The 12,064-nt window shown below is 34.6% G+C and carries 9 protein-coding genes, 2 tRNA genes and 2 rRNA genes; 10 read left to right on the top strand and 3 right to left on the bottom strand.

The genetic code is table 11. From position 1 onward, the window contains the following. From ACGH80_RS05180 to ACGH80_RS05160, 5 genes are all read left to right on the top strand, one after another. Positions 1-447 (top strand): 23S ribosomal RNA (locus ACGH80_RS05180); the annotation flags it as partial. A gap of 157 nt (positions 448-604) precedes the next feature. Beyond that, positions 605-720: ribosomal RNA gene (gene rrf, locus ACGH80_RS05175) — 5S ribosomal RNA — on the top strand. A gap of 33 nt (positions 721-753) precedes the next feature. After that, positions 754-830 (top strand) — tRNA-Asp (locus tag ACGH80_RS05170). 8 nt (positions 831-838) lie between these two features. Further along, positions 839-914, top strand: a tRNA-Trp gene (locus ACGH80_RS05165). A 134-nt stretch (positions 915-1,048) separates the two neighbouring features. Next, positions 1,049-1,387 carry a DUF413 domain-containing protein gene (locus tag ACGH80_RS05160; protein ID WP_034914792.1) on the top strand — a complete coding sequence of 113 codons (339 nt, stop codon included), beginning with the start codon at positions 1,049-1,051 and terminating at the stop codon, positions 1,385-1,387. Between the two features lie 5 nt (positions 1,388-1,392). Here ACGH80_RS05160 and ACGH80_RS05155 read toward each other — a convergent pair whose 3' ends face one another. From ACGH80_RS05155 to znuC, 3 genes are all read right to left on the bottom strand, one after another. Then, positions 1,393-2,916 (bottom strand): YifB family Mg chelatase-like AAA ATPase, encoded by a 1,524-nt coding sequence (locus ACGH80_RS05155; RefSeq protein WP_085166025.1) that lies wholly within the window; start codon positions 2,914-2,916, stop codon positions 1,393-1,395. Positions 2,917-3,039: 123 nt separating this feature from the next. Beyond that, positions 3,040-3,840, bottom strand: coding sequence for a zinc ABC transporter permease subunit ZnuB (gene znuB, locus ACGH80_RS05150; RefSeq protein ID WP_411630637.1), 801 nt, complete (start codon positions 3,838-3,840; stop codon positions 3,040-3,042). Continuing rightward, the gene (znuC, locus tag ACGH80_RS05145; protein ID WP_296303006.1) at positions 3,833-4,615 is read right to left on the bottom strand and encodes a zinc ABC transporter ATP-binding protein ZnuC; all 783 of its coding nucleotides are present in this window, start codon (positions 4,613-4,615) and stop codon (positions 3,833-3,835) included. Before znuC ends, znuB begins: the two co-directional genes overlap by 8 nt. Before the next feature lie 93 nt (positions 4,616-4,708). Here znuC and znuA point away from each other — a divergent pair, with 93 nt between their 5' ends. From znuA to tolB, 5 genes are all read left to right on the top strand, one after another. Continuing rightward, a complete protein-coding gene (gene znuA, locus ACGH80_RS05140; RefSeq protein WP_202983961.1) occupies positions 4,709-5,659 on the top strand; it encodes a zinc ABC transporter substrate-binding protein ZnuA in 951 nt (316 codons plus the stop codon). 28 nt (positions 5,660-5,687) lie between these two features. Next, on the top strand, positions 5,688-7,037 hold the full coding sequence (mepM, locus tag ACGH80_RS05135) for a murein DD-endopeptidase MepM (protein ID WP_411630636.1): 1,350 nt from the start codon (positions 5,688-5,690) through the stop codon (positions 7,035-7,037). Between the two features lie 128 nt (positions 7,038-7,165). After that, entirely contained in the window at positions 7,166-9,499 is a 2,334-nt protein-coding gene (mrcB, locus tag ACGH80_RS05130; RefSeq protein WP_411630635.1) for a bifunctional glycosyl transferase/transpeptidase, read from the top strand. A gap of 11 nt (positions 9,500-9,510) precedes the next feature. Next, positions 9,511-10,320: a bifunctional DNA-formamidopyrimidine glycosylase/DNA-(apurinic or apyrimidinic site) lyase gene (mutM, locus tag ACGH80_RS05125; protein WP_411630634.1), complete on the top strand. Its 810-nt coding sequence runs from the start codon at positions 9,511-9,513 to the stop codon at positions 10,318-10,320. A 415-nt stretch (positions 10,321-10,735) separates the two neighbouring features. Next, positions 10,736-12,031 carry a Tol-Pal system beta propeller repeat protein TolB gene (tolB, locus tag ACGH80_RS05120; protein ID WP_085166026.1) on the top strand — a complete coding sequence of 432 codons (1,296 nt, stop codon included), beginning with the start codon at positions 10,736-10,738 and terminating at the stop codon, positions 12,029-12,031. Positions 12,032-12,064: the final 33 nt, after the last annotated feature.

Below are 12,064 nucleotides of genomic sequence, written 5' to 3'. Positions count from 1 at the left end.
AGGCTGATACCGCCCAAGAGTTCATATCGACGGCGGTGTTTGGCACCTCGATGTCGGCTCATCACATCCTGGGGCTGAAGTAGGTCCCAAGGGTACGGCTGTTCGCCGTTTAAAGTGGTACGCGAGCTGGGTTTAGAACGTCGTGAGACAGTTCGGTCCCTATCTGCCATGGGCGTAGGAAAATTGAGAGGGTTTGCTTCTAGTACGAGAGGACCGAAGTGAACGCACCGCTGGTGTTCGGGTTGTGATGCCAATTGCATTGCCCGGTAGCTACGTGCGGAATAGATAAGTGCTGAAAGCATCTAAGCACGAAACTAGCCTCGAGATGAGTTTTCCCTGAAGAGATTCAGTAAGGTCCGTTTGAGACTAAGACGTAGATAGGTCAGGTGTGTAAGTGTAGTGATACATTGAGCTAACTGATACTAATGAACCGAGAGTCTTAACCTTACAACTCGGAGTTGTTTTGGGTTACGCAGAAGTTATTACTAGATGAGAAAATCATCGAAAAGAGAATAGAGATTGAAAAAACAGTTTGTTCCGAATTGAGTGATTGTTGTTGATATGAGATAATGGACAGCAATTAAGAAAGAGAGTACAGGATATGTCTGGCGGTAATAGCGCGGTGGTCCCACCTGACCCCATGCCGAACTCAGAAGTGAAACGCCGTAGTGCCGATGGTAGTGTGGGTATTACCCATGTGAGAGTAGGGTGCCGCCAGACTTTTAAATTTTATATATACATACCAAATACGGTGGAGCGGTAGTTCAGTTGGTTAGAATACCTGCCTGTCACGCAGGGGGTCGCGGGTTCGAGCCCCGTCCGTTCCGCCACCTTATTTAGGGGCGTAGTTCAATTGGTAGAGCACCGGTCTCCAAAACCGGGTGTTGGGAGTTCGAGACTCTCCGCCCCTGCCACAAAAATAATTGTTCTGTTTTAAATTTAATCATTTAGTCATTTTTGATAGAACAAATAAAAGAATTCTATTTACAGATTAACTTAGTCAATTATAATTCCTGCCCAGATACTTTTACAACCTAGAGGATAGAACATGGCTGAGAGTTTTGTAAGTCAACAACGTTTTTTTGATAATAAGAATTATCCAAGAGGATTTTCTCGTCACGGAGACTTTACTATTAAAGAAGCTCTTATTTTGGAAAAACATGGGTGTGCTTTTAAAGATCTTGATACAGAAGTTAGAAAACCTACTACAGCAGAAGAAAAATCATTTGTTGCCGTTTGTAAAGGTAAAAAGGAACCATCAACTGATTTCGAAAAAACTTGGCTAAAATATCTTTCTCGTATAAATAAGCCTAAACGCTTTCATACATTATCCGGCGGGAAGCCTCAAGTTGATACAACTGATGATTTTGTCGATAGTGACGACTAATTCTTTTAACCGATATTTTTGTGTAATTGAATTAATAATCGATCCATAGAACGATAACTTAATGCTTCTGAAATATGTTTTCGTTCTATATTTTCTGACGAATCTAAATCTGCAATTGTACGCGATACTTTTAATATACGATGCCACGCCCTAGCAGAGAGTCCTAATTTAATCAATGCTTGTTCTAAATATTCATTATTTTCATCTGATAATTTGCAATAACATTGTATTTCATTTGCACTTAACTGACTATTTAATTTATTGTTTCTTTTAAACTGAATATTTCTTGCTTGTAAAACTCGCTGTTTTACCGTTTCGGTTGATTCATCGGAAGTCTTTTTTTGACTTAAGGTGCCTTTAGGCAATAAAGGTACTTCAATAGAAATATCAAATCTATCGAGAAATGGTCCTGAAAGTCGATTTAGATAGCGAATTGTTTGCTGGGGTGTTGTTCTATTGTGTGTTCCTTGATAATGTCCTGTAGGGCTTGGATTCATTGCTGCTATTAATTGAAACTTAGCAGGAAATTTTATTTTTGCGTTTGCTCTCGAAATGATAATTTCACCTGACTCAATTGGTTCTCTAAGAGCGTCTAATACTTTTCGGTTAAATTCTGGTAATTCATCTAAAAATAAAACCCCATTATGTGCTAGTGATATTTCTCCTGGTTTAGGTATTGTTCCTCCGCCAACCAATGCTGCTGCTGATGCGCTATGGTGAGGTGATCTAAACGGCCTCTTACGCCAGTTTTTAATTGATCCATTTGGACTAACTAGACTAGTTATTGCCGCACTTTCAAGTGCTTCTTCATCAGATAATTGAGGTAACAGGGAAGTCAAACGAGTTGCTAACATAGTCTTACCTGTTCCAGGAGGTCCAATTAATAGTAAATTGTGACCTCCTGCGGCTGCAATTTCTAATGCTCTTTTGGCTTGTTCCTGTCCGATTATATCTTGTAGGCTTGATAAATTATTATCAATATCTTTGTATTCACGATATTGGACTGCTGGCAAGTCAATTTCGTTATATAAATATTGGCATAACTCTAATAAGTTATTGGTGATTAAAGTATTGTTTTGGTGAATTAAAGAAATTTCAGATTGATTTTCTGCTGAAATAATTAGTGTGCGATTTTTCTTTTTAGAAGAAATAGCTGCCGGAATTGCTCCTTTTACTGCTCTAATATTACCTGAAAGAGCTAATTCTCCCAAAAATTCATAATGTAATAGATTATCTGTTGGAATTTGCTCTGTAGCGGCAAGAATAGCGATAGCTATTGGTAAATCAAAGCGACTTCCTTCTTTTGGAAGATCTGCAGGAGATAAGTTAACAGTTATTTTTTTTGAAGGAAAAGTAAAACCACTATTAATAATAGCACTTCTAACTCGATCTTTAGCTTCTTTAACCGTTGCTTCAGGCAGACCAACTAAAACAAAACCAGGTAACCCGTTACTAATATGAACTTCAACGTTTATCAACGGTGCTTGTATTCCAATAGATGCTCGAGTATAAATAATTGCAAGTGACATAGTTTTTAATTATCAACATATTGAATTGTACTATTATAGTATTAGAAATAGTTAACTGATTATTAAAGTCATTTTTATTAATGGGATATGTCACGCAATAAATAATCTAATTTTGCAATAATCTTAATTTTTTTTGTTTAAAGTTAATTTTGAAATAAATAATGATATAAAAAATAAACAAGTATTACTTAATACAATTGATGGCCCTGTTGGTGTGTCGTAAATAAAAGAAAATATTAGCCCTGTAATCACTGATAACATACCAATTATTATAGCAATTATTGCCATTGCCTCGGGAGTTTTTGAATAATATTTGGCTGTTGCGGCAGGGATGATAAGTAAAGATGTAATAATCAGAGCTCCAACAAATTTCATTGATAGACCTATTGTTAGCGCCAACAGTAGAGTTAAAAGCAATTTTGTTATTTGAACATTAATACCGTGACTAAAAGCTAACTCTTCACTTACAGTAATAAATAAAATGTCATTCCATCGCCAAAGCAATAAGGCACCAATAAATGCTACACAAGTAGTAATTTGATAAAGATCAGAATATGTTACTGATAATAGATCACCAAATAAGTATCCCATTAGATCGATTCGGATATTATTCATTAAACTAATTACAACTAAACCAAGAGATAATGCACTATGAGCTAAAATACCAAGTAAACTATCAATTGGAAGTTGTTTTTGAGTTTCTAACCAAAGTAATCCTAAGGCCAGTAAAAGAGTTACACAAATGACTGCATAAAATAAATTGATATTCAGTAAAAAACCAAAAGCGATACCAAGTAAAGCAGCATGGGATAGGGTATCACCAAAATAAGACATTTTACGCCAAACAACGAAAGTACCTAAGGGACCAGTTATGCTTGTTAAGCATAAACCAGCTAATAAAGAAGGTAATAGTAACTCAATCATTATTTTTTTTTCCATAACTAGGCATAGCAATTTGCTTATGTTGATCAATAGTAGAAGTGCAGCAATCATGTTGATGATTATGATGATGTTTATAAACAGCGATTTGTGAAGCCCCATGTCGTCCAAAGAGAGAAATAAACTCAGGATCATTAGATACAATAGCAGGTGTGCCTGAACAACAAATATGATGATTTAAACAAATTACTTCATCTGTTTTTGCCATAACTAAATGAAGATCATGAGAAACCATTAATACACCGCAATTAAACTGTTTTTTTGCATTAACGATTAAATCATATAATAATACTTGACCACTAACATCCACTCCTTGAGTTGGTTCATCAAGAATTAATAATTGAGGTTGCTTTGCTAAGGCTTGAGCTAATAATACGCGTTGCAATTCTCCACCCGATAATTGATGCATAGATTTATTAATCAAATATTCAGCTTTTACCATTGATAGCGTATTAAAAATTTTTTCGGTATTTAACTGTTTATTTAAGTGCATAAAACGTTTAACAGTAATAGGCAGAGTGGTATTTAAATTAATTGATTGTGGTACATAACCAATTGTTAAATTGGTTGAACGCTTAATTGTCCCTGAAGTAAATGGAATTAAACCTAAAATGACTTTTACTAGAGTTGATTTACCTGCACCATTGGGACCAAGTAATGTAATAATTTGATTAAGATGTATTGCTAACGAAACGTCATATAATATTTTTTGATGGTCAATTTCTACTGAAACACTATCAAGAGAAATTAGTGGTGTCATATCGTTAAGAGCCCTTGCCTACAATAATGTTATGTTATATTATAACAATTAATGTTTTTATTCTATCATACTTTTAAATATAGGATATATGGTGTGAAAAAATATATTGCACAAAATAGTAAACAATTAATCTGTTCTTTAATGATATTTTGTTCATTAATATTTATGCAAACTATCACTAACATAGCTAATGCGACAGTTATTTCATCTGTAAAGCCCATTGGGTTTATTACTGAAGCCATTGCTTCAGGAGTAACTGATAATGATATTTTACTTCCTGATAGCGCATCTCCACACACTTATTATTTAAAGCCCTCTGATTTAGCAAAACTTAAATCAGCCGAACTTGTGGTTTGGGTCGGTGAAGATATGGAAGCTTTTATGCCAACAATTTTAAAAAATATAGATAAGCAAAAGCAAATTGAATTAATGGCTGTACCAGAAATCAAATCGTTACTTAGAACCAGCCATGATGATCACGAAGATGATCATTCTCATGATGAGGTCAATCAAGATCACCATGGTGAATATGATGAGCATATTTGGCTTTCACCTAAAATTGCTAAAATTATCGCACAATCAATTCATGATAGACTTGTTACGCTTTATCCAGATAAAAGCATATTAATTGATGAAAATTTAAACGAATTCATTACTAAACTCACAGAAACAGAACAAAACATTGCAAAAAAACTAATTACCGTACAAAATAGAGGGTATTTTGTGTTTCATGACGCCTATGGGTATTTTGAGGCACAGTTCGGATTAAAAAAACTAGGCAGTTTTACTATAAATCCAGCAGTTCAGCCTGGTGTTCAAAAAGTTTATGCTATTCAACAGGAGCTCAAAGAGCACCAAGCAGTATGTGTATTTCGTGAGCCACAGTTTAGCCCTGCAGTTATTGAAAAATTAGTGAGTGGAACAGATGTTCGAATTGGAGAATTGAATCCATTAGGAACGAGTATAACACCTTCAAAAGGTGCATATTTACAATTTTTAACAAATTTAACACAGCAACTGTTGGATTGTTTAGATAAAAATTAGTTTTAGTAATAAATAGTTAAGGTTAATTTTGGCAAGAAAAATAAAATCCTTCAATATTGAAAGAAATAATTTTAAAATTCCCTATTTTTCAATATTGGGCGTTCTTTTTATTGTTATTTTATTTACTGCTCTGTGGCGTCCGCTCAATTTGGATCGAACAATTTATGTTCCTTTAACTCCTCAAGTTGAAACTACTGTAAATGATAATTCCAGCTCTATTGATGGTGATGGAAAAGTCGAGATAGTAAATGGGAAAATGGCTACCGTTGCTGAATCATCTGATGTTCCTGAAGATGAAATTGTTAAAGATGAATTAGATGATATCGTTGATGGTAAAGATAATGCAGTACAATATACTATTGTTCGTGGCGATACTTTGCATGATATTCTAATTCGTTATAATGTTAATAAAAATGATATCTATCAATTAACAACAAAATTTAAGCAACTTGCAAATCTACGAATTGGTCAACAAATTAGTTGGACAACTGATGATAATCATAATTTGCAAACTTTTAGTTGGACAATATCAAGCAATAATATTCGAATCTATGAAAAATCGGGTGATAAATTTATAGAAAGCTCTGAAACTGCTGAAGTCATCCCACAAAATATTGTTATAAAAGGTGACATTAAATCTAGTTTTGTTGCCGATGCTCGAAAAAGTGGGTTAACTAGTAATGAAATAGGTATTATTACTCGCGCTTTACAGTGGCGCTTAGATTTTCGTCGATTACAAGTTGGTGATAAATTTTCAGTTGCTCTAACACGGGAAATGCATGGTAAAAGCTTATCTAATAGTCAGTTGTTAGGTATTCGAATTAAAAATGGAAATAAGGATTATTATGCTATTTTAGCTGATGATGGTAAATATTATGATATTAATGGTAATAGCTTATCGCAGAGTTTTTTCCGTTATCCTTTAGCGAAAAAAGCACGTGTTTCTTCTGGATTTAATCCACGTCGTTTACATCCAGTTACAGGACAAATAGCCCCTCATAATGGTGTTGATTTTGCTGTATCACGTGGTACTCCTGTATTATCCGTTGGTAATGGTGAAGTAGTAATTGCAAAATATAGTGGTTCAGCGGGTAACTATATTGCTATTCGGCATGGTCGTCAGTATATGACAACTTATATGCACTTGGATAAAATTTTAGTTAAACCAGGTCAACAAGTTAAGCAAGGCGATAAAATCGGCCTATCGGGAAATACAGGGCGTTCTACTGGACCTCATCTTCATTTTGAATTACATATTAATAACAAGCCAGTTAATCCATTAACAGCAAGTTTACCTATTTCAGAAGGATTAACAGGTAAGTCGAGAAAGGCATTCTTTTCAAAAGTTAAAAGTATTAGCTCTCAACTAAACTTTTAAGTTTATATATTTGTTTTTATATTTAAACCTTTACTTACCTGGCCTTTTTAAAAAAGGTGGTCAAGGTGCCCTTAAAAATTATGTTATCATAAGCTAATTATTATTTAATAATAAATGTTAGGTGCAGTTTGAAAACATCAACTAAAACAGAAAAAAAACGCTCTTCTAAAAAGACCAGAAAAAATAAAAAGACTACACTTTGGCGACGATTTTTGACACTACTATTTAAGTTGTTTCTTGTCTTTGCTGCAGTGGCTATTATTTATGGCGTTTATCTTGATCAACAAATTAAAGAACGGATTGATGGAAATGTATGGGAGTTACCAGCTGCAGTTTATGGACAAATTATTGATCTTGAACCAGATAGTGAATATAGTCTAAATGATGTGGTAACAATATTAGTTGGTGCACAATATCGTCAACAAGATACCAAAGCTACTCGTCCAGGCGAATTTATTGTAAGAAATGATGCGGTTGAAATTTATCGTCGACCTTTTACTTTTCCTGATGGTGAAGAGCAAGCTTTTAGAGTTAGAATAACTTTTTATGAAAATCGTATTGATCGTATTACTAATCTAGATTCAGGTCGTGATTTTGGATTGCTTAAGATTGATCCTAAATTAATTACTATGATGCATTCTCCAAATGGAGAACAACGGCTGTTTGTTCCATTAAAAGAGTTTCCTGATTCATTATTACAAACATTAGTCGCAACGGAAGATAAACGTTTTTATGATCATCATGGCGTAAGTTTATATTCTATTGGTCGTGCGATTTTTGTTAATTTAACAACAGGTCGTACTGAAGGTGGAAGTACATTAACTCAGCAAACAGTCAAAAACCTTTTTTTAACTAACGAACGTAGTTTAAGTCGCAAAATACGTGAAGCTTATATGGCTCTTATTTTGGATGGACGCTATAGCAAAGAACGAATTTTAGAGCTTTATTTAAACGAAGTTTATTTTGGGCAATCGGGTAGTGAAGAGATCCATGGTTTTCCATTAGCAAGTCTTTACTATTTTGGTCGCCCAGTTAATGAACTGACATTAGATCAGCAAGCGGTACTTGTTGGCATGGTAAAAGGAGCTTCATTATATAATCCTTGGACACAACCTCAACAAGTTATTGAACGTCGTAATGTTGTTTTAAAACTTGCTCAGCAGCAAGGTATTATTGATGATGAGTTGTATAATTTATTAAGTCAGCGCCCACTATCAGTTTTGCCCAAAGGTGGTGTAATTTCGCCACAACCAGCATTTATGCAAGTTGTGCGTAGTGAACTTAGAAAACAATTAGGCGATAAGGTAGAACATCTGTCTGGTATGAAGATTTTTACTACCTTTGATCCTGTAGCTCAATCAGCTGCAGAGCAAGCGGTAACTAACGTAATTGAGAAACTGCGAAAATCAACTAATAAAGAATTACAAACAGCAATGGTTATAGTTAGCCGAGAAACTGGAGAAATTCGCTCTATCATTGGTAGTGCTGAACCTCGTTATCCAGGATATAACCGTGCTTGGTTAACTCAGCGAGCAATTGGTTCATTAGCTAAACCGTCAACTTATTTAACTGCACTAGGGCAACCCGACCATTACCAACTTAATACTTGGCTTGATGATAAACCTTTATCAATAAAGCTTGATGGTAATGGTTATTGGGAACCGAAAAACTATGATCGTAAATTTCGTGATCGTGTTATGTTAGTAGATGCTTTAGCACTTTCGCTTAATGTGCCAACAGTTAATCTAGGAGTGGCATTAGGGCTTGATGCAACAAGGAATACTTTACAATCATTAGGTGTATCAACAGACCGTATATCTAATTTACCATCAAGATTACTAGGTGCTTTAGAATTAACACCGTTAGAAACGGCGCAGATGTTTCAAACGATAGCTAATAATGGTCAACGATCTCCACTTTCTATTTTAAGATATGTATTGACCGATAAAGGTGAGCTAGTTTATCAAAGCTATCCACAACAGCTTCAGGCCGTATCTCAACAATCGGCTTATTTAACCACTTATGCTATGCAGCAAGTTGTTAACTCGGGGACATCTCGTTCACTAAAAGCTAAATATGGTTCATTTAATTTAGCAGCTAAGACAGGAACAAGTAATGATTCTCGTGACAGCTGGTTTACAGGGATAGATGGTAAAAATGTTGCTGTTGTTTGGATTGGTTTAGATGATCATTCTCCAATGAAATTAACAGGAGCAACTGGCGCCTTAAAAATTTATAGTGAATATTTACAAAATAATCCACCAAAGAAATTAGTATTGCCACTACCTCAAAATATTTTTATGGTACCTATTGATAGTGATGGACAGTGGCAATGTGATGGAAGTGGTATTCGCTCTTTACCAGTATGGACAATTAACCCTCATAGCTTATGCTCAGCGAATAACCAGCCTAGGTCCGTTCAGCAGGCACCAACTTGGGTTACTGACCTATTAAATAACTAAATGGAAATTATATGCCTGAATTACCAGAAGTTGAGACAAGTCGTCGAGGTATTTTGCCGTATTTGAAAGGACAGATTATCGATAAAATTATTGTTCGACAACCTAAATTACGTTGGTCCGTTGATAAGGCTATAAGTAATGTGCACGGGCAAGTTATTTTAGATATAAAACGTCGTGCAAAATATTTATTATTACAGTTACCCAACAATTGGATCGTAATTCATCTAGGAATGTCTGGAAGTTTACGTATTTTAAAAAATCCACAAAAAGCAGAAAAGCATGATCATATTGATTTAGTTTTAGAAAACGGCGTTACTCTACGTTATACCGATCCTAGGCGTTTTGGATCTTGGCTTTGGGCAAATTCGCTAGACGAAATATCTCAATTACAACATTTGGGACCAGAGCCTTTAAGTGACGAATTTTCAACTGAATATTTATTTGAAAAAGCAAGGAGTCGAAAAGTTCCCATAAAAAGTTGGATTATGGATAACCATATTGTGGTTGGGGTTGGTAATATTTATGCTTCTGAATCGTTATTTATGGCAAAAATCAACCCTACTCGAAAAGTAAACTCCTTACAATTAAATGAATTTGAAAGGCTTGTAACTGCTATTAAGCAAGTTCTTACTAAATCAATTAAACAAGGAGGAACAACACTCAAGGATTTCCTGCAGTCTAATGGTAAACCTGGATATTTTGCACAGGAGTTACAAGTTTATGGACGCGAAGGTGAACAATGTCTGATTTGTGGTACAGAAATAAAATCACAAAAAATTGGACAGCGTAATACTTTTTATTGTGAATTTTGTCAAAAATAGAAATACTTATTAAGCCAAAATTATCACTTTTGGCTATTTGTCAAATGGCTTTAACATTTTTAATACATCCCTTCTACCGCTTATATAAAAATATCTTATGAAACTCTTTAAACCTTACCTAAATAGGATTAGTATAAGCAATTAGATTTAGAATAATTATTTTTAATATCACTTTGATTATTATATATAATCAAACAATTAAATGATAAAAATCTTTTTATTTTAAAGGCTATAGACTTGTGACTAGATATCGACTATCTTTCTCAGGGTATAATTGTTAATGGTTTGTAAAGCTTAATATATGGAATTAATTAGAGACAGCATATGAATTCCTAAAAGCTTGGTTTTCTGTTTTTTATGATTTTATATTTTATTCAACTCTGTGTATCTTATTTTTATTAAGGAATTTAAGATGATCAAATTCGCCTCCCGCTTTTTGGCAACTTGTTTTATTTTACTTTTTACCTCAATGGCTAATTCTGAAGTTAGAATTATTATTACTGATGGAGTGAGCTCAGCTAAACCTATAGCTGTTGCCCCATTTAAATGGACAGGTGGTGGAGAACCGCCACAAGCCATTGAAGAAATTATTGCTTCTGATTTGCGTAACAGTGGTAAGTTCAATCCTATTGACGTTAATCAAATGCCTCAGAAACCGACAACAGCTTCAGAGGTTACTCCAACTGTATGGAACAAAGTTGGTGTTTCAGCTGTTGTTGTTGGCTCAATACAACCTGATGCGTCAGGAAAATATCTTATAAATTATCAATTAGTCGATACAGTTAATCGACCAGGTACAGTTTTAGCTCAAAATCAATTCTCTATTGAAAAGCGTTGGGTTCGTTATGCAGCTCATACTGCAAGTGATGAAATCTTTGAATCACTAACTGGTATTAAGGGAGCATTTAGAACACGAATTGCTTATGTTGTAAAAATGACTAAAGGGCCGTTTTCGCACGAATTAAGAGTGTCTGATTATGATGGTTATGATCAAATTACTGTTCATCGTTCTAAGGAACCATTAATGTCTCCTACTTGGTCACCAGATGGGAAAAAAATAGCTTATGTAACTTTTGAAGGAGGGCATTCTTCATTAGTGTTAAAAACTTTGGATAGTGGAGCTGTACAAACAATAGCTTCTTTCCCTCAACATAATGGAGCACCAGCATTTTCTCCAGACGGTAGTAAATTAGCATTTGCTCTATCTAAAGGCGGTAGCTTAAATTTATATATGATGACGTTAAGTAACAAACAAATTACTCAAATTACTTCTAGCCGTAGTAATAATACAGAACCATCTTGGATGCCGGACAATCAAACTATTGTTTACACTTCTGATCAAGCTGGTCGCCCGCAGTTATATAGTATTAATATAAATACAGGTGAATCGCAGAGGGTGACTTGGGATAATACGCAAAATCAGAATGCCAGAGTGTCACCTGATGGTTCGTTTATTGCAATGATATCAAGCAATAATGGCGAACAACATATAACTCGATATGATATGGATACAAAAACCTATCAACGTTTAACTGATACTTTTTTAGATGAAACGCCAAGTATTGCACCAAATGGTACAATGATCATTTATAGTTCATCTCAAGGGTTAGGTACAATTTTGAACCTTGTTTCTACAGATGGTAATTTTAAGGCAAGGTTACCAGCTACTGATGGGCAAGTAAAATTCCCTGCATGGTCACCATATTTATAAAGACAGCTTAAAAAAACAACTACATTGCAATTA

The sequence above is a fragment of the Gilliamella sp. BG1 genome (assembly GCF_046635625.1).
Classification (GTDB): domain Bacteria; phylum Pseudomonadota; class Gammaproteobacteria; order Enterobacterales; family Orbaceae; genus Gilliamella; species Gilliamella bombi.
Note: the sequence above shows the minus strand (reverse complement) of the source record. Positions and strands in the feature narration are given on the sequence as shown.